The sequence below is a fragment of the Planomonospora corallina genome (assembly GCF_042650625.1).
GTDB lineage: Bacteria > Actinomycetota > Actinomycetes > Streptosporangiales > Streptosporangiaceae > Planomonospora_B > Planomonospora_B corallina.
Window position 1 is genome coordinate 40,986 of record NZ_JBHSBM010000018.1, and the last position, 25,544, is coordinate 66,529.

22 protein-coding genes are annotated in these 25,544 nt (G+C 72.2%); 21 read left to right on the forward strand and 1 reads right to left on the reverse strand.

All coding sequences use genetic code 11. From position 1 onward, the window contains the following. The first annotated feature begins 59 nt into the window (after positions 1 to 59). The 4 genes from ACFOWE_RS18145 to ACFOWE_RS18160 all read left to right on the forward strand — a co-directional run bounded on the left by ACFOWE_RS18145 (position 60) and on the right by ACFOWE_RS18160 (position 2,673). Positions 60 to 1,439 (forward strand): hypothetical protein, encoded by a 1,380-nt coding sequence (locus ACFOWE_RS18145; RefSeq protein ID WP_377289281.1) that lies wholly within the window; start codon positions 60 to 62, stop codon positions 1,437 to 1,439. Positions 1,440 to 1,557: 118 nt separating this feature from the next. Further along, positions 1,558 to 1,962, forward strand: a complete 405-nt coding sequence (locus tag ACFOWE_RS18150) for an NUDIX domain-containing protein (protein WP_377289283.1) — start codon at positions 1,558 to 1,560, stop codon at positions 1,960 to 1,962. A gap of 105 nt (positions 1,963 to 2,067) precedes the next feature. Then, positions 2,068 to 2,232 (forward strand): hypothetical protein, encoded by a 165-nt coding sequence (locus ACFOWE_RS18155; RefSeq protein ID WP_377289284.1) that lies wholly within the window; start codon positions 2,068 to 2,070, stop codon positions 2,230 to 2,232. Between the two features lie 138 nt (positions 2,233 to 2,370). Further along, on the forward strand, positions 2,371 to 2,673 hold the full coding sequence (locus ACFOWE_RS18160) for a hypothetical protein (RefSeq protein ID WP_377289286.1): 303 nt from the start codon (positions 2,371 to 2,373) through the stop codon (positions 2,671 to 2,673). A gap of 737 nt (positions 2,674 to 3,410) precedes the next feature. Here the strand turns inward: ACFOWE_RS18160 and ACFOWE_RS18165 are convergent. Further along, positions 3,411 to 4,340, reverse strand: a complete 930-nt coding sequence (locus tag ACFOWE_RS18165; protein ID WP_377289288.1) for a hypothetical protein — start codon at positions 4,338 to 4,340, stop codon at positions 3,411 to 3,413. A gap of 329 nt (positions 4,341 to 4,669) precedes the next feature. Here ACFOWE_RS18165 and ACFOWE_RS18170 point away from each other — a divergent pair, with 329 nt between their 5' ends. The 17 genes from ACFOWE_RS18170 (at position 4,670) to ACFOWE_RS18250 (ending at position 25,544) form a co-directional block, all read left to right on the forward strand. Beyond that, entirely contained in the window at positions 4,670 to 4,969 is a 300-nt protein-coding gene (locus tag ACFOWE_RS18170; protein WP_377289290.1) for a tyrosine-type recombinase/integrase, read from the forward strand. Positions 4,970 to 5,134: 165 nt separating this feature from the next. Beyond that, on the forward strand, positions 5,135 to 5,479 hold the full coding sequence (locus tag ACFOWE_RS18175) for a DUF1360 domain-containing protein (protein WP_377289292.1): 345 nt from the start codon (positions 5,135 to 5,137) through the stop codon (positions 5,477 to 5,479). Further along, positions 5,476 to 7,194, forward strand: coding sequence for a hypothetical protein (locus ACFOWE_RS18180; protein WP_377289294.1), 1,719 nt, complete (start codon positions 5,476 to 5,478; stop codon positions 7,192 to 7,194). The genes ACFOWE_RS18175 and ACFOWE_RS18180 overlap by 4 nt, the downstream gene beginning before the upstream one ends. After that, positions 7,191 to 10,934, forward strand: a complete 3,744-nt coding sequence (locus ACFOWE_RS18185; protein WP_377289296.1) for a phage minor head protein — start codon at positions 7,191 to 7,193, stop codon at positions 10,932 to 10,934. The genes ACFOWE_RS18180 and ACFOWE_RS18185 overlap by 4 nt, the downstream gene beginning before the upstream one ends. A gap of 2 nt (positions 10,935 to 10,936) precedes the next feature. Continuing rightward, positions 10,937 to 11,104 (forward strand): hypothetical protein, encoded by a 168-nt coding sequence (locus ACFOWE_RS18190; protein ID WP_377289298.1) that lies wholly within the window; start codon positions 10,937 to 10,939, stop codon positions 11,102 to 11,104. Further along, positions 11,104 to 11,487, forward strand: a complete 384-nt coding sequence (locus ACFOWE_RS18195; RefSeq protein ID WP_377289299.1) for a hypothetical protein — start codon at positions 11,104 to 11,106, stop codon at positions 11,485 to 11,487. Before ACFOWE_RS18190 ends, ACFOWE_RS18195 begins: the two co-directional genes overlap by 1 nt. A 458-nt stretch (positions 11,488 to 11,945) precedes the next feature. Further along, on the forward strand, positions 11,946 to 12,176 hold the full coding sequence (locus ACFOWE_RS18200; protein ID WP_377289301.1) for a hypothetical protein: 231 nt from the start codon (positions 11,946 to 11,948) through the stop codon (positions 12,174 to 12,176). Positions 12,177 to 12,210: 34 nt separating this feature from the next. Continuing rightward, positions 12,211 to 12,456, forward strand: coding sequence for a hypothetical protein (locus tag ACFOWE_RS18205; protein ID WP_377289303.1), 246 nt, complete (start codon positions 12,211 to 12,213; stop codon positions 12,454 to 12,456). Between the two features lie 121 nt (positions 12,457 to 12,577). Then, a complete protein-coding gene (locus ACFOWE_RS18210) occupies positions 12,578 to 14,230 on the forward strand; it encodes a major capsid protein (RefSeq protein ID WP_377289305.1) in 1,653 nt (550 codons plus the stop codon). A gap of 93 nt (positions 14,231 to 14,323) precedes the next feature. Then, complete coding sequence (locus tag ACFOWE_RS18215) at positions 14,324 to 15,142, forward strand: hypothetical protein (RefSeq protein WP_377289307.1); 819 nt, start codon at positions 14,324 to 14,326, stop codon at positions 15,140 to 15,142. Continuing rightward, complete coding sequence (locus tag ACFOWE_RS18220; RefSeq protein ID WP_377289309.1) at positions 15,139 to 15,603, forward strand: hypothetical protein; 465 nt, start codon at positions 15,139 to 15,141, stop codon at positions 15,601 to 15,603. The genes ACFOWE_RS18215 and ACFOWE_RS18220 overlap by 4 nt, the downstream gene beginning before the upstream one ends. Before the next feature lie 6 nt (positions 15,604 to 15,609). Beyond that, the gene (locus ACFOWE_RS18225; protein WP_377289311.1) at positions 15,610 to 18,861 is read left to right on the forward strand and encodes a hypothetical protein; all 3,252 of its coding nucleotides are present in this window, start codon (positions 15,610 to 15,612) and stop codon (positions 18,859 to 18,861) included. Continuing rightward, positions 18,858 to 23,408 (forward strand): hypothetical protein, encoded by a 4,551-nt coding sequence (locus ACFOWE_RS18230; protein WP_377289313.1) that lies wholly within the window; start codon positions 18,858 to 18,860, stop codon positions 23,406 to 23,408. The genes ACFOWE_RS18225 and ACFOWE_RS18230 overlap by 4 nt, the downstream gene beginning before the upstream one ends. An 81-nt stretch (positions 23,409 to 23,489) precedes the next feature. After that, positions 23,490 to 23,936 (forward strand): hypothetical protein, encoded by a 447-nt coding sequence (locus tag ACFOWE_RS18235; RefSeq protein WP_377289315.1) that lies wholly within the window; start codon positions 23,490 to 23,492, stop codon positions 23,934 to 23,936. 2 nt (positions 23,937 to 23,938) lie between these two features. Continuing rightward, positions 23,939 to 24,403: a hypothetical protein gene (locus ACFOWE_RS18240; protein WP_377289317.1), complete on the forward strand. Its 465-nt coding sequence runs from the start codon at positions 23,939 to 23,941 to the stop codon at positions 24,401 to 24,403. Beyond that, complete coding sequence (locus tag ACFOWE_RS18245; RefSeq protein WP_377289319.1) at positions 24,400 to 24,705, forward strand: hypothetical protein; 306 nt, start codon at positions 24,400 to 24,402, stop codon at positions 24,703 to 24,705. Before ACFOWE_RS18240 ends, ACFOWE_RS18245 begins: the two co-directional genes overlap by 4 nt. A 173-nt stretch (positions 24,706 to 24,878) precedes the next feature. Then, positions 24,879 to 25,544 (forward strand): hypothetical protein, encoded by a 666-nt coding sequence (locus tag ACFOWE_RS18250; protein ID WP_377289321.1) that lies wholly within the window; start codon positions 24,879 to 24,881, stop codon positions 25,542 to 25,544.

The window sequence follows — 25,544 nt, forward strand, 5'->3', positions numbered from 1 at the left end:
CGGGCAGCTCAGGGAAGGTGAAGGCGACGCCTGCCCCATCACTTTCGGCGGAGACACCCGTGCAGGAACCGCACCAGCGAGAATGCGCTCTCGCGATCCGCGCCCTCGCCCTGGCCGCCCACCCGGGCGGGCCGCTCCCCGCGGCGGCGCTGCACGAGCTGGCCGAGCGCATCCACACCTGCTGCGGGCACACCCGGCTCAAGAGTGCCCGCCTGGCGCGCGGGTGGAGCATCCCCGACGTGCTCGCCCGGCTCGCTGAGCTCGCCGACGACGCCGGCCTGCCGGCGCGGGGCACCGACGAGCGCCGGTGGCGGCGCTGGGAGCAGGGTGAGCGCCCCGACGACGACTACCGGGACCGGCTCGCCCGCCTGTTCGCCACCGGGCCCGTCCAGCTCGGCTTCGCCACCGACTACACGCCGCACACCCCGGGGGGTGGTCCTACGGACCGTCGTGACGTTCTCCGCCTGGGCAGTGCCCTGCCTGGCCTGCTGCTGCCCGGCACCGCCGGCCACGCCTGGGAGCTGACCCGCCGCGCCGAGGAAACCGACGTCGGCGCATCCACCCTGGACCAGGTGCGGCAGGCCATCGAACTGTACGGGACCCGCTACCCGCTCTACAGCGCCGACGAGCTCGCCCACGCCGCCTCCGGCGACCGATCCCGCGTCGCGGACCTGCTGCAGCTGCGCACGACACTGAAGCAGCGGCGCGAGCTGTACGTCGCGGCGGCGTGGCTGTCGATCGTGCTGGCGTGGGCCGCGCACGACCGCGGTGACGTCCGCGCCGCGCTCGCGTGGGCCGCTGACGCCCGTCACCACGGCGACCAGGCCGACCATGACGAGACGGTCGCGTGGGCGTGGGACGTCGAAGCGACCGTGTGGCTGTACGAGGACCGTCCGGCCGAAGCGCTGCGCGCCGCCGAGCACGGCGCCGCCCGCGCCCCGGCCGGCAGCGCCGCCCGCGCCCGGCTGGCCGGGCAGGTCGCCCGCGCCCGCGCCGGGCTCGGCGACGGCGCGGCCGCCGAGACGCTGCAGGTGCTGCGCGGCCAGGCGGAGCAGCTGCCGGTGCACGCGACCGGCCTGTTCTCCGCTGACGCGGCGCGCGTCTGGTCGGTCGCGGCGACCTGCAGCCTGTGGCTCGGCGACCCGGGGCAGGCGCGGGCGTTCGCCGCCCAAGCGTTGGACGTTTACAGCCGGGACCCGCGGCTCGCGCCGTCCCGGCACGCCATCACCAGCCTGGACCTCGCTCTGGCGTGCGCGCGGCTCGGCGACGCCGACCAGGCGGTCGCGTACGGCCTGGACGCGCTCGCGACGCCCCGCCCGGTGGCGGCGATCGCCGCGCGCAGCGCCACGCTGGGCGCGGTGCTGGAGCGCTCGTATCCGGGTGCGACCGCTGTCGCGCAGTTCCAGCAGCGGCGCCTGCAGGTGGCGGGCCCGGCCTGACCCGGGGGACTCGGCTCGCTTGCCTCGTGATCAGGGGCTGAGCTTGGGACGATGAGCGCATGCCCACACCGACCCTGCGCCACGCCGCCCGCGTCATCACCCTCGACGAGCACGACGTGTGCTCCTGCTGAGATACGACGAGAACGGCGGCTTCTGGGCCACCCCGGGCGGCTCGCTGGAGCCGGGCGAGGACCACTCCAGCGCCGCCGCCCGGGAGGTCCGCGAAGAGCTCGGCGTCAACGGCGTTGAACTCGGCCCCGAACTCGCCACGCGCAGCAGCGATCACCTGGTTGCGGGCCGGCCGGTGCGCCAGGTCGAGCGGTACTACGTCGCCCGGGTGCATGCCGGCATGGTTCGGCCCGAAGCGGCGACGCAGCCCGATGAGATCCGCGGCTGGCGCTGGTGGTCGCTGGCCGAGCTGGCCGCCAGCGACCAGACGGTCTACCCGGTCGGGCTGAGTGATCTCGTGGTCGGGTACCTCCGCGACGGTGCACCAGAGACTCCGGTGGAACTCGCGAGTTGAGTGTCTCTGCTGCACGGGACCGGATTGACCACCGCGCGGGTTCGTCTCTCCGGTGGTTGGGCCGGTGGAGTGAGCGGGGTCCTCCGCCTGGGATGATGGACCATCATGGCCGACCTGCCGTCCAGGCTTCCGTGCACCGTCTTCCCGCGCCCCGATGGCGGCGTCCGTGTCATTCCCGCGATGCTGCCGTTCGACGTGCCGGCGGCGTACCCGCTGACCGTCGCCGAGTGGCTTGGGTTGGAGTCGGTGCCGCCCGGGGATGCGTCGTAGAGCCTGGCAGGCGGCGGTGTAGGTGTTTGAAATGCGAAAACTTCGAGGTTCTCTCCAAAATAAGTGATATCAAGAATGTATTTAACTACAATGAAGTTATAAATCAATTCACCTCTCACCTACCTGGAGACCACTACCATGACCACCATCACCGCCCCCGCCACCCTCACCATCCCGGTCGGCGGGCCGCGCGTCCCTTCCTCTGTCTACAAGGTCCGCACCACCGAGCAGCGTGCGGCTGTCATGGAGATCGTCGACAGCCCCGACTTCGGTTTCGCCTGCGACAACCCGCTCTCCGCCGGCGTGCGCCCCGCCTACACCGGTCCCTTCTCCTTCCTCTGGTACGACAAGAGCGGCGAGCTCAACGCCGTCCGCATTGGCAAGCGCGGCAACATCCTCCAGCGCGCCACCGGCTCCTCCGCCTGTGCCCGCTTCGCCTGAGCCTTCTCTGGCCCCCGCGCCCACCCGGGCCGGGGGCGCTTCCATGCCGCCGCCCCACCGGCCTCGGGCGCCAACAGAACGTTCGCGGATGATCCCGGACGGCACCGGATGCTCTCGGACGACATCGGACGGTGTGGGAGAGCATCAGACGCGGATAGTTGACGCGCGGAAATCTTTTCGGTCCATCTATCGAGCCGCGCTCGGGGTGGGCGGCGGTGAATCCAGGAGTTTCCGCTTCGTCCTGCCTGGTTCTGAATAAGGTTCCTTCTCAAGGGCCAGAATCGGTTATCTCACGCGCCTCCGGAGCCCTCAGCAGCACCCTCGAACTCGCCCTGGCATCGCCAGCACCGAACCCGGTTCCGGGAGCCGGTTCGCCAAGAACGTCGAGCGAGTCGCTGTTGGTGCGAGTCGACCGGCGCGACCGCGTAGCCCCGCCGCTGACACGCGGCAGGAAACTCGTCGGCAACCTGCCCGGCTGGACGACTGCCGAAGCCATCACCGAAGTCGTCACCTCCTGGAGCGGGCCAGCCGTCACGGTGGATGAGCCGATGAATCCACCGCCCGGCTCGGTTGCATGAAGGATGAGGACCGATGGGCCGAGGCGACTCATTGTCGCCTGTAAGGACTGGCTTGCTTGGCAGAGTCTTGAACGAAGGTCGCCCACCTTCGCTGAGGGTGGGCGATTTCTTCATTCCTGGGATCAGGTCCGGTTCACCTGTTTATGTTCGACCGACGTGCTAGTCGCGGACCAAAGTCCATTTTCCGTCAGCCTCGATGCGGACCATGGCGGTTCCGTTTGGAAGCGTTACTTCTCCGGTGTACTTTCCGATCTCGTTGACCAGAAGTTCTTCTCTGTCCTGGGTGTAGGCGTGAATCACGAAGTTGGATTCCCCTGAATGCTCGGCGGTCATGACCGTGAAACCCTCTACCGTACCGGGAATGATGAGAACGTCGTCACCCTTACCCGTAATGCGAGACTCAGGCCAGGTTCTTGCTTCGAGCACGTCTTTGATTTCCACCGTCCAAGGACCGTCGGCCTGGATCTTGAAGGCCGCAGGAGATGAGCCTTCTCTCATGCCGGCGAGGACAGTGCCCTGGTAATCGCCGATCGTGTTGACCAGGAGGTCGGTCTCGTCACCGTTCTCGTCGAGTGAATTTATGGCGAAGTTGCTGGAGCCATCATGGGTGAACTTGACGATGACCGGCTGATCGACGCCTTTGAGTCGAAGTACTTTGTCGCCCTTGCCCGAGTGTCGCTGGGCCTGGAATCCCGTTGATTCGTTCTCGGTTTCGGCCTGTTGGGCCTGGATCAGAGCATCGAACTTCTCGGTCATGGATTTAAGCTCTCCCAAATTGGCGAGCTGAGTGGAGGTGAAGCATTCCGGCCGCTCTTCCATGAATGTAATCAAGGTGTTGAGGTGGCTGCTTGCTTGGGTCCATTCCCTATCGTTGCCGGACAACTCTGCTTGGGTCAGGTTCTCGGATGCGAGCGTTGAGATTTCCGAGCAGGGGGTCTGGGTGGGGGATGGCGTCACGCTGGGGGTGGAGGAGGTGGAAGTGGCCGGGGCGGGCGAACTTGTCGGTGCCGCTGTGGTGGTGCCTGATGCGCATCCGGCGGCAAGAGCTATCAGGAGTGAGGTTGACAGGGCGCTGCCCAGCTTCTTCATGATCTCATCCATAAGTGACGAGTTGGACAAAACGGACTTTACTCACATATTGACGTAAAGATATCATAAGATCACTTATGGGACTCGGTGCACTTAGGTTGACCCTCGCCTCTGATCACCCATCTCTTTCGAGTGGGTCGACCCTCGACATCGGCGACGTCGCCGAAACGCCCGAGGGCCTGCTGGTGACCATCTGCCGGCGCAAGCTGAAACGGCACGACGCGGTCGCCGTGCCGTACGACACGAACCCGGCGACCTGCCCGGTGCGCGCCACCCGGGCCCTGCTGGCGGCGCTCGCCGAGTAGGGCCGCGCCAGCGGGCCGCTGCTGGTGCGCGTCGATCGGCACCAGCGCATCGCCCCGCCGCTGACCCGCGCAGGGAAACCGATCAGGGGCGCGGCCGGGCGGATGAGCGCCGAGGTCGTCGCCCGCATCGCGGCGGCCGCCGGACTGGAAGGCAAATGGACGGGGCATTCGCTGCGGCGCGGGTTCGCGACCGCGGCCCGCCGCCAGGGCCAACCCCTGGAGCGGATCGGCCGGCACGGCGGCTGGGCCGACGGGTCGACCGCCCTGCTCGGCTACATCGAGGACGACGACAAGTGGACGGACAACCCCATCACTGGCCTGTGAAGCGCCCGGGCGGCCGGGCCGCCGTCGTCGCTCGGCGGCCCGGCCCTTCCCCGCCCCCGAATGATACGGGAAGATTTCCCGAAGATATCCCATGTTGATAAAGGATTTCCGGATACGCCCCTATGATGGGCCGTGTATCAGGAGATCTTCCACGGGGGGCGCCTGTTGATCACGCTCGTTGACCTCGCCGTGCTCGCCCTCGCCGGCTACCGCGGAACGCAACTGATCGTCCACGACACGATCCTGGACGGGCTCCGCGACCTGGTGTTCCGCTGGCACGCCGCCGACCCCGGCTCCCGAGCCCGCTCCGCCGCCGTCACCCTCCTGTCCTGCGTCTACTGCATGGGCTGGTGGGTGTGCGGCGCCGTCCTCGCCATCTACCTGACCGCGACCGGCCGGTGGGGGGCCGCGCCCGCCCCGGTGCACCTGATCGAGTGGTTCGCCGTCGCCGGCGGCGCCGTCCTCGCCAACCGCTGGGACGACACCCGGCCCGCGGCCGGCCGCGCATGAGCCAGAGCCCGGCAGGACTGACCGCCGCCGCCGCCCGGTTCACCACCCGCAAGCTCCGCACCCGCTCGGTCGACCAGTCGTGGCAGGAGCGGGCGTGGACGTTCTACGACACGACGCCGGAGGTCCGGTTCGCCGCCAAGTGGGTCTCCAACGCGATGTCGGGGGCGCGGCTGTTCGCTGGCCGCCGCATCGACGACAGCACCGTGGAGCCCGCCCCGGACGGGCACCCGGCCAGCGTGCTCGTCACCGGCATCGCAGGCGGCCCCGACGGGCAGTCGCAGCTGCTGAAAGCGTTCGGTTCACACCTCGTCGTCCCGGGTGAGGGTTGGATCGTCATCCGGCCGCTCACCGACGGCAGCGGCCAGGACGCCGGCGAGGACTGGCAGGTCCTGTCGGTGTCGGAGGTGAGCAGCCAGGGCAACAAGCTCGTCGCGGAGATCGACGGCGAGCAGGTCAACATCCCCGGCTACGACCCGGACGCGCCGCCGGACCCGGACGCGCCGATCGCGATCCGCGTGTGGGAGCCCCACCCGCGGCGGCACATGGAGGCCGACTCGCCGGTGCGGGCGTCGATGACGCTGCTGGAGGAGCTGCAACTGCTGAACGCGGCCGTCGCCGCCATCGCCCGCTCCCGCCTGACCGGCCGGGGCGTGCTGCTCGTACCGAAAGGCACCCGCTTCCCGACGACGCCCGCGCAGACCGACGCCGAAGACGACCTACTGGAGCTGTTCCTCACCGTCGCCGAGACCGCCTACCGGGAACCCGAATCCGCGGCCGCGACCGTGCCGATCATCCTGGAAGTGCCCGCCGACACGATCAGCGACATCAAGCGACTGACGTTCGAGTCGGAGTTCGACGAGCTCGCGATCCGGTTGAGGGACGAGGCGATCCGCCGCTTCGCCAACAGCCTGGAGATTCCCGCGGAGATCCTCCTCGGCCTGGGCGACATCAACCACTGGGGGCTGTGGGGGCTGAGCCAGGAAGCGATCCGGCTCGGCGTCGAACCCCGCCTGGCGACGGTCGCGCACGCCCTGACGACGCAGTGGCTGCGCCCGCTGCTGGAAGAGCAAGGCGTCCAGGACGCCGGCGAGTGGCTCGTCTGGTACGACACCTCGCCGCTGCGGGTGCGCGCGAACAGGAGCCAGACCGCGCTGGAGGTCTACGACCGGGGCGCGATCTCGCCGACGGCGCTGCGGCGCGAGACCGGGTTCGACGAGTCCGACGCGCCCGCGCCCGGCGACGCGCCACCGCCAGCCCCGGGAGAGCACGGCCCGGGCGGCGGGACGCCACACCTGCCGGTCGACGAGAGCGGCGACCTCCCCGACACGCTGCCCGCCTCCGCCTCCGGGCCTGGGCGGCGGGCGGGGCTGGTGGACGCCGCCGACGGCCTCATCTGGGCGGCGCTGTCCAGCGCGGGCGAGAAACTGAAGCGCACCCCGGCCTGCCCCCGCTCGGAGCGGGCCCGCGCCAAGGAGATGGTCCCGGCGGCGCTGCACACGATCCTCACCGTCGACGTCGCCCAGGTCGAGCAGTGGCGGCTCCTCGACGGGGCGTGGACGCGGGTGCCAGAAGTCGCCGCCCGGTACGGCGTCGACGCCGACTGCCTCACCGCTCTCCTCGACTCCTACTGCCGGGAGCTGATCGCCGCCGGGATCGAGCACCGGTTCGAGCAGACCCGCGGCGTGCTGCACGCCCCCTGCGTGGTGGCGGCGTGACCGGCCGAGACCCGCGCCAGGTGCAGCGCGACGCCGCCGACCGGGCGCTCGCCCGCCTGGAGGACCTCGTCGAGGCCGCCGTCCAGCAGGCCCTCGGCCAGGTCGCCGCCGACTACGCCGCCTACCTGGCCGGCACCTCCCGCCGGGGCGTGACGGCGTCGCTCGACGACGGCGAGCTGCGCCGCATCGCCGACCTGTGGGCCGGGCAGTTGCGGAAGATCCTGGCGGTGCTGCTGGCCGTGTTCGAGGCCGCGGCCCGTGCGATCTTCCGCCGGTTCGGGGTGCCGCTGCCGCCCGACGTGGAGGACCTGCCCGGCCGGTGGCTGGACGACCCGTTCTCGGTGCCCGACCGGGTGCAGGCGTACCTGACCACGGCGACGAACCGGCTGTCCGGTGTCGGCGACCGGCTGTGGGAGGCCGCCCGCCAGGCCCTCGCCGACGGCGTCGCCGCCGGCGAAGGCGTCGACCAGCTGCGCGACCGGCTGCAGGAGACGTTCGCCGCCGGAGGCGTCCAGCTCGGAGCCGCCCGCGCCGAGCGCATCGCCCGCACCGAAGTCGTCTCCGTGTGGAACCGGGCGTCGCTGGATGCGGCGATGGGCCTGCCCGACGGGGCGCGGCCCGCCTACAAGACGTGGCTGGCGACCGCGGACGAGAGGACGCGGCCCGCGCACTGGGAGGCGGACGGCTTCACCGTCCCGCTCGCCGCGCCGTTCATGGTGGCCGGGGAGCCGCTCCTGTACCCGGGTGACCCGGCCGGGTCACCCGCCGTCGTCATCAACTGCCGGTGCACCTGCGTGTTCGGGTCCGACGCCGAGCCGCCGGACGATGACGGCCGCCAATACCTGGACGAGCAGGAGATCGCCCGGGTCGTCGCGTTCTTCGAGGAGCAGGGAATCGTGCGAGACGCCCATGCCAGCGCAGACCTGTCCGCCGCCGCTGACGGCAGCCACCTGAAAGGCGCGATGATCGCGCTCATGCCCGCGCGGGACGACGCCGAGCGGCTCGCCGTCGACGGCGGCGAAGCACCGGACGACCTGCACCTGACCCTGCTGTACCTGGGCGGCCCCGACGGGTCCGCATGGGACGACAACCACCGCAGCGACCTGGCCGAGAACGTGCGGGCCGCGGCGCGCTCCCGCTTCTCCGGCCCGGTGACCGGGACCGCGTTCGGGGTGAACCACTGGAACCCGGGCTCGGACGAACCGTCGTGGGTGTGGGCGGTCGGCGACGACCGCGACCGGCCCGCGGGCGCGCCGCGCCTGCAGGACGTGCGGGACGCGGTGACGGCCGCCCTGGACGACACCCGCGACCACCCGGAGATCCCCGCCCAGCATTCGCCGTGGGTGCCGCACGTGTGCGCCGCCTACAGCAGCAACCCCGGCCTGCTCAGCGACATGGTGCAGCGGCTCGGGCCGATCACGTTCGATCGGATCCGGCTGGCGTTCGCCGGCGACGTCACCGACATCCCACTCGGCCCCGCCACCGACCAGGAGGACGCCATGACGACCGTTGATTCCACGCCGCGCCGCTGGTCCACGCCCAGCCCGGCCGCCCTCGCGTTCGAGAACACCGAGACGGGCGACGGCCGGATCTTCGCGCCGCGCGCCCTGTACTGGGAGGCCGGGCCGTGGCCGCTGCAGTACGCCGACGAGATGCTGCACGGCCACGAAGGCGCCGAGCTGGCCGGCGCGATCGACACGATCGGCCGCGACGGCGACCGCATCCCCTCCACCGGTGTGCTGTACCCGTCGCAGGCGTCCGGCGCGGCCGCGATCCGCCTCCTGGAGGAAGGCGCGCCGCTCGGCGTCAGCGTGGACCTGGACGACGTGGATGTGGAGTTCGTCGACCGGCGCCCCACCGAACCCGACACCACCGATGAGGAGGAGGTGGTGGTGATGCTCGCGTCGCTGGCCGCGGTCAGCGTCCTGCCGCTGCCGGGCGGCTCCCACCTGGTGTCGGCCACCCACCGGGTCGAGCACACCGCCGCCGGAGCGGCGGCGCCGGTGCAGGCGACCCACACCGTGCAGTGGACGACCGGGCCGGGCGGCCGGATCCCCGCGGCCGCACTGCGCGCCGCGCTGCACGCCGCCGGAGTCGTCACCGCCGCCGCCGGCGACCCCGACGACCCGAACGGCACCGTCCTGCACGCCGAGCAGTCCGGCGAGCTCGTCATGCGGATCACCCGCGCCCGCGTGCGCGGCGCCACCCTCGTGTCGATGCCGGCGTTCGCCCAAGCGCGGATCTTCCTGGATGCCGACCCCGCCGAGCAGGCCGCCAGCGCCGCGCCGCCGCCCGGCCGGATGGGTGACGTCGTCACCTACGTCGCGACCAGCCCCGTCCCGGTGGGCGCGCTCGACGTGGCCACCGCCCTGGACATGACCGTCGCGTCCGCGCGGGACTACCTGGTGCGGGCCGTGGCCGCCGGGTACATCACGCGGCTCGCGCGAGGCCTGTACGTCGCCGCCGCGACCCTGCCCGAGGCCTCCACCGCCCCGGCGGAGGTGACGGCGTCGATGTGCGGCGACACCGGCCTGCCGATCCACGACGGCAGCGACGCCGCGTGGGACGGCGACGCGGCCGCGTCCCGCGTCCTGGAGTGGGCGACCGGCGTCGACGGCGTCGACGTCGACCGGCTGTCGGCGGCGTTCCTGTGGAGGGACGACGACGCCGACCCGGCGACGCTCGCCGCCTACCGGCTCGGCATCGCCGACGTCGCCGGCGGAGAGCTGCGGATCATCCCCGGCGGGGTGTTCGCGGCCGCCGACGCGCTGCACGACGGCGACGGCGGCGTCCCCGCCGGCGACCAGGAGCAGCTACGCGACCGCGTCGCCCGCCTGTACGAGCGGCTCGCCGAGCATCTCGGCGACCCGGCCCTGGCGCCGCCCTGGCAGGAGGCCGGGGAAGGCATGGACGAGCTGGAAGCCTCAGCGTGGCAGCAGTTCCAGGACCTGCCGCCGCTGCCCGCCTCCTGGTTCCGCGAGCCCACCCCGGAAGAGTTGCCGCCCGGCTCGGGTGGCGTGCACGTACGGGCCGGCCGCGTCTACGGGTGGGTCGCGCAGCGCGGCGTGCCGCACGAGGCCTACCCGGGCAGGCGGCTGACCATCGAATCGCTGGGCGAGCTCGACTTCTCCGCGTTCCTGCGTTCCCGCTTCCAGCTCGACGACGGCAGCGTCGTGCGGGTCGGCGCGATGACGATGAACGCGGGCCACCACCGCGACGGCGCCGAATGCGAGACCGCGGCCTGCCAGTGGGACGACACCAGGACGGTCGCCGGGATCGTCACCGTCGGCATGTCGGACGGCGGCCTGTGGTTCTCCGGGGCGGCCGCGCCGTGGCTGTCGCAGTGGGACCAGATGGTGTTCTCCGCCTGCCAGCCGTCCTACCACGTCCGGCAGCTCCCGTCCGGCCGGTGGAGCCTGCGGGCGGTGCTGTCGGTGCCGGTGCCCGGGCACCCGTCGGAGCTCGTGGCGGCCTCCGCGGTGGTCGACCGGTCGAACATGGCGCTGGCCGCCTCGACGGCGGGCGGCTTCCGGGCCGGGCGGCCCGCCGGGTGGCCTGCCACCCGCGCCGCCGGGCCGCTGGCGGGCGCGTCCGTCGAGGAGGTCGTCGAAAGGCTCGCCGACGAGCTGGAGCGCCGCGCGGCGGCCCGCGCCGAGATCGAGCAACTCGCTCAGCTGGTCGCTCCGGCGCGGGCGGAAGTCGCCGCCGGCCTGGCGGCCCAGATGAAGGAAGGAGCCTGACTATGGGCTGCGGATGCAACAAGAGGAACCGGCAGCAGTGGGAGGTCGTCGTGGGCGGCCGGATCGTCTACACCTCGACGAACAAGTCGACCGCGGAGACCGTCGCCCGGCGGTACGACGGCAGCGAAGTCCGGGAGAAGAGCCAGCAGCAGGCGGGAGCGGGTTCCTGATGCGCGTCCAGATCCTGCACCTGCCGCACCTCGTCGACGGCGAGAAGGTGGAACGGCCGTTCGCGCTCGTGTTCGACCGGGCCGCGCCGAGCGTGAACGACGCCAAGTGGCAGGAGTTCGCCCGCAAGTGCGGTGCGCAGTACGCCATCGTCACCGTGGAAACCATCGACGTGGTCGACCCGCACAGCGAGCGGGAGCTGACACGGCTGGAGGAGTTCCTCACCGAGTGCGCGCCGCCCGGCCCGGACGAGTCACCGGTCGACGCGGTGATCCGGCTGCTGCGCGAGCGCATCCCCCGGCCCGGCATCGACGACGAGCAACTGCTGCTGCCCGCCGCCGGAGGCTGCGCGGGCCCGTGCGGCGGCGGTCAGGACCGGACATGATCGGGCAGCCGGGCGCCGGCGGGATCCTCCGCCCGGGTGGCGGGCCGGTGGCAAGCTGATGCCGTACACCAGCCACGGATACGCCTACGGTGCCGTCGACCCGGCTGACCCTCACCCCGGCAGGACAGCCACGTGCGGCGGTCCCGGCCTGTGCGGTACCTGCACCCAGGAGGCCGGGCACGCCCCGCCGGAGGCCCGGCGGCCGACGCCCGGCTGGGAAGGCAGCACCGGTTCGGCCCCCAGCCAGTACGGCGACCCGCACGTGTACGCCCGCGACGTCCACCCGGGTTCCGGCAACCGCGTGTGCGGGCGGCCGCTCGGCGCCGCCCGGCACGTGCAGGCCGCCCCGGGCGTGCCGGTGAACGACCGGAGCCGGTCCGCGGAAGCACCTCGCGCAAGCGTCAAAGCGGTGCAGAAACACCACGACCACCATATGGTGATCTTGCTACGCTGCATGCATGGAAGCTCACGGTCTGCGACTGGAGAGCTCGCGCGTGGTGCATCTCGCCGGCAGCGCGATCGACCACCGCGGCGAGAAACTGCCGGCGCCGGCGTGCCGCGTCGGCGTCTCCGGATGGGACCCCCGCCGCCTGCACGTCTCGTACGCGCCGATCACGTGCTGCCGCTGCGTCCGCCTCGTCAAAGCGCAGCAGCTCACCGAACCGGCCGAGCAGAACGCCCTGTTCTAACCGCCCTACCGCGCCCGCGGACGCGCGGCCGCCGGTGAACGCGCCGACCGGACCGCCGGCGGACGTGCTGGCCGCGCTGTTCGATCCGCGGCTGTACCTCGTCGGCAACGAGGACGGGCACGTGGAACTGCAGTGCCACGACTGCTGGGACGGCGGCCGCCCGCTCGCGTACCTGGACCGGCACGGCGGCACCTACCCGGACGCGAAGGTCGTCCCCGTCGAGACGCTGCCCGCCCTGGCCGGGTTCGCCCACGAGCACCTGCGCACCCGCCACCCCTGACCTGCGGCGCGGGTCAGGCATCGCAGGTCATACGCGTCGACCGCCTCGTGCGCTAGCATCGGGATCATCGCCGCTGGTTGTGGGCCGGGCTCTCACCTTCATCAGGAGAGAGACCACCAGCGTGGACCAGTTCGACCTTCCCGAGGACATCACTCAGCTCAACGACTCCGAGCTCTCCCAGCTCCTCGATGACGCGGTCACCGCGTTCGACGCGAAGAGCACCTCGACGACCATCACCGACCGGGACCTGGAGCAGCTGCGCCAGCTCGCCGGCGTCGTCAACAACATCCGCGCCGAGCAGGCGTCCCGCCGGACGGCCGCCGAGGCCGCCGCCGCTGAGATCGACGCGCTGGCCGCGCAGGTCCGCGGCGTCGAAGCGTCCACCGACAGCGACGGCGACGACGGCGAGGAGGAGGACAGCGACGGGGAGGTGGAGGCCAGCGGCAGCCCCGAGCCGGAGCCCGCCAAGGAGCAGGTGCTGTCGGCGTCGACGGTCATCTCGCCGCGCCGGCCCGCCCTGGACCTGTCGAGCGTGCGCCGCCGCCAGCCGCGGGTGCTGCCGGACGCGCCGCCGCCCGGCCCGGAGATCACCGCGTCGGTGGATGTGCCCGGCTACCAGCCCGGTCAGCCGCTCGACATGGACGGCGTCACCGAAGGCATCATCCGCCGCGCGAACGCGCTGAAGACCGCCGGCGGAGGCGTCGGCTTGACCGCGTCCTACCGGCTGCCGTTCGACCACCCGCTCATCGTCAACGACTCCTCCTCCGGCACGGAGGGCACCCGCGCGGTGGTGCTCGCTTCCGACCAGGCGCGGCTGCCGAAGGGCGACCTGGTCGCCTCCGGCGGCTGGTGCGCGCCTTCGGAGACGGTGTACACGCTGGCGAACATGGCGTGCCCGGAGATGCTGTGGGACGTCCCGGAGATCCAGCTCGCCCGCGGAGGCCTGCGCTTCTTCCCCATGCCGAGCCTCGACGTGGGCGCGATGACGTGGGTGCACACCGAGGCCGACGACATCTCCGGCGCGGTCAAGCCCTGCTTCAAGATCCCGTGCCCGGAGCCGGTCGAGGTGCGCTGCGACGCGGTCGGCGTCTGCCTGGAGTCCGGCATCCTGACGCAGCGGCACTTCCCCGAGCTCGTCGCCCACTACCAGCGGCTGGCGATGATCGCGCACGAGATGCGGATCAAGCAGGAGCTGTTCAACCAGGCCGTCACCCAGTCGACGCCGGTGACGATCGCGCAGACGTTCGGCGCGTTCTCCGCGATGTTCGCGGCCGTCGCCCTGCAGGCGTCCGACATGACCGAGCGGCTCAGCCTGTGCGAGTCGATCAACATCGAGGTCGTGTTCCCCTGGTGGAGCAAGAACCTCTTCTTGGCCGACATCGCCCGCCAGAACGGCGTGTCCTGCAGCGAGATCGACACCTCCTGCATCATCAACGCGTTCGCGCAGGTCGGCGTGTCCATCCAGTGGGCGCGGGGTCTCGGCCCGGCCGTGCCGACCGACATCGGCGGCGCCACCCCGGCCGTCGACTGGCCCGCGCAGATCCCGTTCCTCATCTACCCGGCCGGCACCTTCCAGGCGGGCCGCGGCGGTGAAATCTCGCTCGGCGTGATCCACGACTCGGCGAAGTTCGCCACGAACGACTACACGGCCCTGTTCTCCGAGGAGTGCGTGGCGCTCATCGCCCGCAACAACGAGGCCCGCATCGTCACCGTCCCCGTCTGCCCCGACGGCCGCACCGGCGAGCAGATCGGCATCGCCTGCCCGATCGCGTAACCGCTCCCCGTACAGCGTCGGGACCGGTTCGAGGGGTCCGGTCCCGGCGCGCTCCACCCCCACGTGAGGAGAAGGGCGATGCCACCAGCGGGCATGCGACGCAGAGTCGACGCGATCCCCGGCACGCCGCTGCCCAACGGCATCCTGGGCGGCTGCACCACGATCATCGACGTCGGCGACGACGACATCCACCAGCTGCTCGGCGTCGAATGGCTCGGCTTGGGCTGCTGCCCGGTCCGCGACACCGACTGGTGCCCCGACCCGGACGAGTCCCCCGGCGAGGTTCCGGCGAAGGAGTTCTGCCGGCCCCGCAACGAGTCCGCCGACGCCGTCACCCTGTACGCCGGCGTGGAGTGCTCCACCATCGGCTGGTCGTACCCCGAAGCGATCGAGCACGTCCGCCAGGTGCTGCTGCTCGGTGAGCAGCGCGGCCTGGAGGAGTGGTTCTGGGCCAGCGTGCTCGCCCCGCAAGCGATCGACCTGACGCCCGCGGCCGGGCCGGTGAACATCGCCCAAGGCGTCGCCGCCCTGGAAGGGTGCCTGGCCGAGTCGTACGGCGGCGTCGGCGTCCTGCACGTGCCCGCCGGCGCGGCCGCGCTGCTCGGCTGCTGCAACCTCGCCATGCGGGACGGGTCCCGGCTGCGGACCCTCGCCGGGAACTGCGTGACGATCGGCGCCGGCTATTCGGCGATCAACTCGGGTCCGGACGGCACCCCCGCCGAGCCGGGCACGGCGTGGCTGGCGGTGTCCGGGCCGGTGGTGGTGCGGCGCGGCCCGCTCGACATCGTCCCGGACCGGGCCGGCGCGTCGATCGACTACCGGTTCAACGACCGGCGGGTCCTGGCCGAGCGGACCTACGTTCCCGCGACGACCTGCACCGTCTGCATGATCAAGATCGAGGTGTGTCCGTGATCCGAGTCCAGCCGGCCCGGGAGCTGCGCCGCGACTTCGCCGCGTGGGCGGTCGCCCAGACCCCGAAGGTGCGGACCGTGTCCACCACCGAGTTCGGGGTGCCCGACCAGGTGTTCCCGGCGGTGCCGGAGGAGCTGCTGTACGGCGCGCTCGTCGACGGCCACCCGTACGTGCCGGCCGCGGCCGAACTCGAGGAGCGGGAAGCCGTCCCCGGCGAGGCGATGCCCGAGATCGACCCGGCCGCGTACCCGCCCGGCACGGTCCCGCTCGACCCCGCCCTCGGTGACGGCGAGGTGAGCGGCGGAAGCGACGCAAGCGACCCGGCCACCGACACCGCCACTGCCCCGGGCGCCGGTGACGGGCAGCCGCCCGCCGCCGCGCCGGTGGTGAAGCCGCGCCGGCAGTCCGGGCCGCGCACCGCCCGCTCCCGCAAGACGGGCAGCGCCGACACCGAAGGGTAGGAGCCCATGCCGGTAGAGCCTCAACCGTGTGCGCCGGGCGGGGGTAGCGGCCCGGTCGAGGTCACCACCTGCTGCTCCCCGTCGATCGCCTCGACGGCGCTGTGCCGCGCCGACGGCACCGCGGTGCTGCTGGTGGTGCGGTCCGGCTGCGTCGAGTGCGGCGCCACCGCCGAGGCCCCCGCGGTCATCGGGTGGATCGACCCGGCCACCGGAGCGTTCACCCCGGGGGCGGCGCCCGCCGACACCGGGCCGTGCGACACGCCCGGCTGCGTCGAGACGATCTGCGTGCAGCGGTGCGACGACACCGACGGCGACGGGACCGCCGACCAGGCGTACTCCGAGCTGTGGTGCGTGCGCGCGGACGGCACCACGGAACTGCTGCTCACCTACTCCGGTGACCCCTCGGCGCCGTACAACCCGGTCTCCCCCGTGGAGTGCGCCTACGGGTGCCCCGAGCACGAGACGGTGATGCTGTGCGACTCGCGCCCGGACGGCAGCGTCGTGCCGTTCCTGCGCCGCTACGTCTTCCTCAACGGGGCCGGCAGCTTCGAGGACGTCGCCGTCGACGGGCAGACCCCGCACGTCGTCCTCGGGACCGTCGGCGTCTGCTCCGCCGCCCCGGACTGCGACTCGCCGACGACGCCGGTCGCCACGGTCGGGCTGTGCCTGCCGGGCGGCATGCCGATCGCTGTCGTCCTCACCCGGGACTGCGACGGCGCCACCAGGCAAGACGGGTGGATCAACCTCAGCACCGGCCTGTTCACGGCCGGTGACCCGCCTGCGGGTGCGCGCGCGTGCGGCGACTCCCGGGCCTTCGAGCTGACCGGTGTCCTGTGCGACACCGACCCGGCCACCGGCGACGTCCTCGGCCTGGTCCTCGTCCAGTACGCCTACAACCCCGACGGCTCCCTCGCGTCCGTTGAACTCCTCGACCCGGCGATCGGCGACCCGTACGCCCTGCAAGGCGAGCTGCGGATCTGCCCCGGCGGCGACGAACTGCCCGAGCAGGACCTGGCCGTCCTGTGCGACGTCCAAGCGGACGGCACCCGCGTGCCGTTCCTGCGGGACTGGCGGCGAGACACCACGGGCGCGATCACCGGGTACACCGACTACACCTTGGACGGCGCCCCGTACGGCCCCAGCGGCACCGTCGGCGTCTGCCAGCCCGAACCCGGGACACCGCCGGTCGACGTCGAGTCCTACCCGCTGTGCGTCATCGACAACGCCACCGGCACCGTCCTGCAGCATGTACGCCGAGAAGTGACCTACGACGCGACCGGCACCCAGGTAGGGGAGCGGTTCGTCGACGCCGTCACCGGCGCACCCGTGCCCCTGCCCGGCGGCGCGTACCTCGGCGTGTGCCCCCCGCCGGCGGAGGAGTGCCGCGACTCCTCGACGCTGCTCGTGTGCGACCTCCCGGCCGGCGGCACCCCCGGAGCGGCCGTCACCGACACCGACCCCACCCCGTACTACCCGTTCCCCGTCGCCGACCCGGTCGAAGGCGCCCAAACGCTGTGGGACGGCGGCACACTGAACCTCCCGCCGGGCGTGTCGCCTCAGCCGGGCACGACCGGCCGCGTCAACAGCCTGGCCGCCACCATCCAGGCGCCCCGGCCCGGCTGCGACACCGGCACCGCCCACGTCGCCGTCGTCGTCTCCGTGCAGCAGAAAGGCCCGGACAACGGCTGCGGACCCACCGGGCACCTGCGTCTCTTCAACAGGACGACTCAGGCCGCGCTGACGGTCCTGCCCGCCGGCACCCCGGCCGGCTACTTCGGCACGCTCACCGTGGAGGCCGACGTCCCGGCCGCCGACCTGGCCGCCGGGAACATCGCTTTCGCGCTCGCCCTGGACGCCTACGACGACAGCGGCGGCATCTGCCCCGGCACCCGCAGCACCGGCTGGCAGCTGTCCGCGTTCACCGCGACGGTCGTCTACGACCAGGCCGGGTGCACCGCGCAGGTGTTCGCGAACGTCGTCACCGACTGCGAGACCGGCGCCGTCCAATCGGTGACGTACACGCTGCCGGACGGCACCCCGTACGAGCCGCAGGGCACCATCGGCCAGTGCGAGACGGCCGGCAGCGGGAGGCAGTGCTGCCCGGCCCCCGGGCCGGAGTGCGGGGACACCGAGATCGCGCAGCTGTGTGATCTGACCTACGACCCGCAGACCCCGATTCCGACGCCGGCGAGCGACTTCACGCTGTCCGGGAACGTGGTGGCCGCCAACGACGGCACGACCCTGTGGTTCGCCCAGGCCAACCAGGAAGCCAACGGCGTAGCCGAGCTGACCGTGGGCGGGCTGCTGCCGGCCGTGCTGTACGAGTTCAGGTTCGCGTCCGCGTGGATCGGCGCAGGAGCCCCCACCCCGGCCACCAACAACGCGATCTACCTGCTGGAAATCCTCGACGGCGCCACGGTGCTCGCCGCGAGGAACCGCAACGTCTCCAACGGGTCGAACGTGTTCCCGGGCGGTGTGCTGTCCGAGGACGTGCCGCCGCTGGCGTTCATCGCCCCCGCCACCGGCGCGGTCACGATCCGGTTCACTGACCAGACGACCGGCAGCCCGGTCAACGACCGCGACCTGTTCCTGATGCCGTTGGAGGTGCGGACGGCGGCGCTGACGCTCACCAGCACCCCGTTCCTGCGGCGCTTCACCTTCGACTGCGGCGGCAACCTCACCTCGACGCAGGATCTCGGCCTGGACGGCGTCACCCCGTATGAGGTTCAGGGCGAGGCAGGCCAATGCGCCGCCGCGGGCGGGCAGTGCTGCTCGACCGCACCCGAGTGCGCGCAGCACCTGCTGCAGGAGTACCGGTGGGACGACACCACCGGCGACGGGCTGGGCGACACCGCTTACGTCGAGCTGATCACGGTGGACGGGTGCACCGGCGACCTGACCAGCCTGGGGACGTACCTGCCGGACCTATCCGGCCCGTACGAGCCGGTGTCGCCGGCGACCGACTGCCCGGCGGAGGGGGCGCCGCCCGCCCGCGGAGTGCAGGCCCGCCGCATCGAGCTCGCCGCCGGCCAGACATGGGACGCGGACGCCGTGGCGTTGCTGCAGTCGGTCACCGCGACCGCTCACGGCGGCAACGCCCAGGTCGCCACGGCTGACGGGACCAGCACGCTGTTCGCCGGCGAGACAGCCACATGGTCGGTCGCCCGCGACGCCGACACCGCCCTGACCGGCCCTCTCACCATCACCGCGCAGACCGCGCCCGTCACCATCACGTTCACCCGAGGAGTTCAGCTGTGAGTGGTTGCTGCGGGCCCGGCCCGGTCATCACCAGCCTGCCGCCGGTGCCGCGCGTCGACGTGGAGGGCAGCCTCCTGTGCGACGTCCTCGCAGACGGCACGATCGCCGGGCAGGCCCTCGTCGAAGCCGTCTACGACACCAGCAGCGGCCTGCGGGTCGGCACCCGCCCGGTCGACCCGGTCACGGGCGCCGACTACCTTGTGCAGGGCACGCTTCAGCCCTGCCCGCCGCCCGAGCAGTGCTCCTGCGAGACGGTTCTGCTCTGCCACACCCCGCCCGGCACGCCGATCCCCGGCCCCACCACGTCCCCGCTGCCGCTCACCGCGACCGGGCAGCCAACGACGCACACGATCTCCGGCGCGCCCCGCTTCGGTTCGGAGGCGGACGCTACGGCGATCTGGGCCGGGCAGACGGTCGGCGTCCCCGGCAGCGCGGCGGGAGGCTCCGACGCCGGCGCGCACACGCACTACACGGTGGGCCTGGCCCCGGGCACCCCGGACTGCGGCACCCTCGACCCGGCCGGCACCGTCGAGATCACCGCGACCGTCACGTACACCAACGACGGCGCCGGCGGGGCGTGGGACTGGTACGGCCGTCTCTCCCTGTGGGTGGAGGGCGACGCCGCCCCGGTAGCGGCCGACGACTTCGGCCAGGGCTCCGCCGCGTTCTTCACGGCCGGGGAGACCCGGACGGCGACGATCACCGGCATCGTGTCCGTCGCCGCGCTCCAGGCCGGCGACGTGTCGGTGGAGTTCAACCTGGAGACCGGCGCCGACCCGAACGACGGCACCCCGGAGGGCAGCCAGCCGAAGACGTGGACCGTCACCGGCGCCACGGTCACCGCGACCGCCGCGGTGACCGGCTGCACCCTCGGCAACGAGCTCGGCAATCCCACGCCGTTCCTCCGGCACATCTGCCGCACCTGCGCAGGCAACGCCACCGTCACCGACACCGAGCTCGACGGCACCACCCCCCGCGACACCTCGACCGGCACCGTAGGCCCATGCGGGCAGGAGTCGACCGGCCGTCAGGTGATCGAACGGCACGGCTGCGACCAGACGGCGAGCGGCATCGTCCGCTACGTCGAGCTCTGGTCGGTCGACACCGGCAACCCGGACGACGAGCCCCTGCTGCTCGGCACCTGGCTCGACGGGGACTTCACGCAGCCGTACGAGCCCGTCAACCCGATCGACTGCCCCACCGAGGCGGCCTGTGCTTCGCCCACGACACCGGTCACCAGCGTGGGCCTGTGCCTCGCCGACGGCACGCCCATCGCCGTGACCGTCGTACGGGACTGCGACGGGGCGATCACCTCCGAAGGGTGGCTGAACCTCACCTCCGGGGCCTGGACGGCCGGGGCCGTCCCGGTCGGCACGGTCGCCTGTGGCGACAGCCGCTCCATCCAGGTGTCCGGCACCTTCTGCGCCGTGGACGACACCACCGGCGACGTCTCCGCCCTGGTCCTCGTCGAGTACACCTACGGCGACACCGGCGCCATCGAGGACGTGCGCCTGGTCGACGCCGTCACCGGCACCACCTACACCCCGCCGGCCGGGGTCACCGTCACCACCTGCCCGACAGGCACAGAGCAGCCCGAGCAAGACGCCGTGGTCCTGTGCCACACCGCCACGGACGGCACGGCCACCCAGTTCGTCCGCGACTACCGCCGCGACGAGACCGGCACCATCACCGGCCACTCGGACTACCTGCTCGACGGCACCGCCTACACCCCGGACCCGACCGGCACCGTGGGCGTCTGCCAGCCGGGCACGTGCACCGACTGCGAGACGCTGCTCCTGTGCGACGTGCCCACCACGGCGCCCGTACGGATCACCGGGACGGCCGCCTCCGGCACCCTCTCCAACGGCGTGAGCTGGACGTCTACGAGCCCCACCAACGTCACGTACGCGCCGCAGAGGAACAACGCTGACGGCTCCTGGTGGGGCATGCCGTCCTTCCCCCTCGCTGTGACCACGCCGACCAAGTGGACGTTCGACCGACCGGTATTCGTCGAGTTCTCCGTCTACGTCGCCTACCACGTGTCGGCGCCGGCGCTCAGCAGGGCGCAGCTCCCCGCTGGCCTGGAGCCGGTGTCCCTGCCGACCGGGTACGCCTACGACCCGGCAACGGGCGTGCTGACCCGTACGTCCGACGGTGACCCGGCCGACCCGTGCTCGTACACGACGGACCCGCAGGTGGCTGGTAGCGCGCGCTTCCGCACCACCAGCGCCGCCACGACCTTCACTACGGCGCCAGCGCCGAACAGCCGTGTCGCCCGGTGCGGGATCTTCTTCACCTACTGGTCGGGCGCCGTCTCGGTCGTGCCCGGCGGGCCGTTCCTGCGGCACATCTGCCGCTCGTGCGACGGCACGCCCACCGTGACGGACACCCTCCTGGACGGCGTCAGCCCGTACCTCCCGGCCGGGACCGTCGGCCAGTGCCAGACCGGCGCGGCAAGCAGCACCGGCTCGGAGGCGTGCCACAACACGACGACCGTCCTCCTGTGCGCCGCCCCGGCCGACGACACCACGGACGTCACCCCGACGATCACGGACTCCAACGTCGCCGCGATCGGGCAGACGCAGTTCCAGAACCACCCCGGCCCGTACACGCCGCTGTGGACGGGCGGCACCCTGGTCTACCCGGCCGGGCCCAGCCCGACGCAGCAGCACCTCGCCGCGACCGGGCAGTTCACGGCCGACGTCGCCGGGTGCGAGGACGCGTCCGGCACCCTCACGGTCTCTGTGCGCGTCCGCAACGACGGCCCCGACGACGGGCAGGCGTGGGACGGCGCGCTGCGGCTGTTCCGGGGGACGACGCAGATCGCCGCGCACAACGCGCTGGAGTGGGCGCCGGTCGGCTGGCAGGGCACGTTGACCGTCTCCGCGCCGGTCACGGCCGCGGAGGTCGCCGCCGGCGACATCCGGGTGTCCGTGCAACTGGAGACGTACCACCTCGGCGCCAAGCAGTGGACAGCCGACCAGTTCACCGCGTCCCTGACCCTGGAGGGCTGCGACCTCACGACCCCCGTGCAGATCCTCCGGAACGTGGTCACCGACTGCGAGACCGGCGAAGTGGTGGCCACGTACGACACCACCCTCGACGGCGAGCCGTACGACGTCGGGACGGGCGAGGTCAGCCAGTGCCAGCCGGTGACGCAGCCGCAGGAGCCGGACTGCTGCCCGACCTCCGAGACGGTCCACCTGTGCCACACCGTCGCGGACGGCACGGTCGTCACGGAGTTCGTGCGGGACTACCACCGCGACGCGACCGGCATCATCACCGGGTACAGCGACTACACCCTCGACGGCGCCGACTTCGTTGCGGACCCGGCCGGCACCGTCGGCCAGTGCCGCCCCGTGGACTGCACGAGCACGCCCCTGTGCGTGCGCCCGAGCGGCACCGTGGAGTTCATCAGCAACGCGGACAACAACACGACCGGCGACGTCGACCCGGTATGGAAGTGGTCCCTCGGCAGCCTCGCCGGCCCCTGGTACGACATGTACCAGGTGGGTGTCTTCCCGGGGTGGACCGTGACCGACCCGGGTACGCCGGGCGGGACGGCGCACTGGGTGGCGCAGCACCCTGACCGTGGAGTCGACAACACGGGCCTGCCCGGCGAGGGCCCGAGCATGACCGCGGCTACCCCGGACTGGTACGCGCGGGCCTCGTTCGACCTGCCGCCGTTCGCGGACCCCGCCACCATCCAGGTCGCCTCTACCGTCCTGAACGCCGACCAGCTCGCGGTGGAGTGGCGGCTCAACGCCGGCCCCTGGCAGTCCGTCAACCGGGATCACAACGATGCCGCGTACGGCTTCGGCCCGGCCGCTGTGCCGGGCGCGCAGGCGGGCACGAACACCATCTACCTCCACGGCCGGGAGACGGTGTTCGGCAGCGGCGCATCCGGCGTGATGATGCACCTGGTGGTGACGTACGACGTCGACGCGACCGCGTTCGAGCAGTGGCTCCGTACCACCTGCTCGGACGGCTCGATCACCTACCTCGACGGGGACGGCAACCCCCAGGCAGGCGTCCCGGCGGACTACACCATCGTTCCGTGCCCCGGAAGCACGGGCGGCGACGGGTTCGACGTGGAGACCTGGCCCCTGTGCGTCCTCGACAGCACCGGCGCGGTCGTGCAGCACGTCCGCGCCGAGCAGGTCTACGACACGGCGGGAGCCGCAACCGGCGCGCCGCGCCTCGTCGACGCCGTCACCGGCGACCCGGCCACCATCCCGGCCGGAGGCAGCGTCACCGTCTGCCCGAGCAGCACGAGGGCCCCAGTCCTCACCGGCGCGCGCAGCACCACCGGCACGGCACCGGTCGACCTGGCGGCGGAGTTCCCGGGCCTCCAGTCCGTGACCTTGCTCGTCTCCTCGGGCAGCGTCCTGGCCACCCTCACCGACGGGACAGCCGTCCCGATCCCAGCCGGGGCGAACGTCACATGGTCCGTCACCCGCGACCAGGACGCCGCCCTCGACGCCGCCTCCTTCGCCGGAGCGGACGCCGGGACGACGTTCCTCCTCCTGTGGACCTACACGGCGTAACAGCGACTGCGGGGCCGCCGACCCGGCGGCCCCGCCCACCAGCGAAGGAGGCGAGCGCAGATGGCCGGAACGGGAGGAAGCGTGGCGGCAAGCAGGGACTTGGAGTACGAGGTCCTCTGTGACGACAACGGGGCGTTCCTGCGCCGGTACACCGTCGACGACACCGGGGTCCTGGTCCCGGAGGACGCCACCCTGGACGGCGCCGACTACGCCGCGGTGGGGACCGTACGGCGCTGTGAGGCGCCCGCGGCCCCGCCGAACCCGGTCCTGGACGGCACGCTTCAGCGGCAGGCCGGTGCGGGCACGGTCACGGTCCCGGCCGGGGCCCGTTCCGTGACGCTGGTCGTCCTCACCGGGACGGCGGTCGTGGCGATCGGAGGCGGCGCGGCTGTCCCCGTCCCGGCCGGCACGTCGCTCACCTGGGGTGTGGACCGAGGCGGCGACGCCGGAGAGAGCCTGCAGGACGCTTACGCGTTCACCGGTGTCGCCGGGTCCGATTTCCTCGTCAGCAGCACGCGGGAGGTATGAGCGTGACCGGCACCGCGGGGAGCATCGCGATCCGGGGGAGCGGCTTCGCCGTGCTGCAGAACCCGGTGGACCTCCAGCCGTCAGCGTCGGGGGTGTGGGTCGACTCCGGACTGTTCGTGGACCTGCCTGCCGCCGGGGTGTACGAGCTGGACGCCGCGGTCCGCGCCAGCCTGACGGCCGGGGCTGGGGTCAACACGTGGATCCGCGCCCACCTGTTCAACGTGACCGCCGGCGTGGACGTCCCCGACAGCGAGACGATCGTCCACCAGCTCATCACGACCGCGGGCACCGGCCCTCTGGCCGGAGGCAACGACACGGCGCCGATCCTCGTGCCGTACACCGTGCCGGGGCCGCGCAGGATCCGGTTGGAGGCGGCGCGGCACAACACCGTCGGGGCGTCCACGGCGGCGAGCCTCGGGACCGGCCCGGCCGGGCGTACCACGCTGCGGTGGAGGCGGGTCGGGTGAGCACGGCCGGGGACTACGAGACGCCGCAGCGGCGCCAGGAGAGGGCGGCCGCCGCCACCGACGGCAACGGCGTCGCCACCTTCGTATGGCCGCCAGGGGCGTTCACCGCGCCCCCGGTCGTCACCGTCGCCGTCGAGGCCGGGGCCGGGTTCCGGTCCGCGCGGATCGCGTCGAACACGGCCGCGCAGACGACCGTCGCCGTGCTCCAGGCCTCCGGGATCACCCTGCTGGGGATCGGCGTCCTGGCGGCCGGTACGCCCGCTCCCGGGGTGACCGTGCACGCGCACGCCGTCGCCCCGTAGCCGCTCGCGGGCCGGTACGGCGCCGCGCCGGCTGCGAGCCCTTTAAGCGCCGGGACCTGGCCGCGGGTGATCGGTAGACTCACCTGTAGCCGCTGGTTATGGGCCGGGCCACCAACCTTCTGTTGGAGGCCCTCATGTCCTGCCCTTTGATCGCTAACGCCAGTGTGATCCGCGTGACCCGCGTCGACGGCTGCGGCCGGCCCGTCTGCGGCGACGACAACGCGTACGTGTTCGACTGCTTCGCCTCCCTGCAGATGAACCCGAACATCGAAGAGGGAACCGACGTCGAGTACAAGGCCGCCAACGGCCGCATCTGCGGGTTCAAGCGCGGCTGCCCGAGCTTCCGCGGCTTCGACCTCGAGTTGAACTTCTTCACCGTCTCCCCGGAGCTGATTGAGATCATGACCGGGTCGCCGGTGTACTACGACTACGCGGGCAACCCGATCGGGTTCGACTCCTGCTCGATCCAGTGCAACAGCGGGTTCGCGGTCGAACTGTGGGCCGAGGTCCTCGGTGAGGACGTCTGCCCGGAGGAGGCGACCGGCGACGGCGCCTGGGTGTACTTCCTGTTGCCGTGGGTCACCAACGGCCAGCTCGGCGACCTGGAGATCGGCTCCGAGCAGGCGGCGCTCACCCTGACCGGGGCGACCCGGGCGGGCGGCCGGTGGGGGGTCGGCCCGTACAACGTGCAGGCCGCCGACGCCGCTGGCACGCCCGGCCCGATGCTGACGCCGCTGGCGGCGAACTGCCACCGGCGGACGTTCATCACGACGATCGCGCCGCCCGAGCAGTCGTGCGAGTACCGGCCGGTCACCGGCGACCTGTGCCTGGCGTCCTGA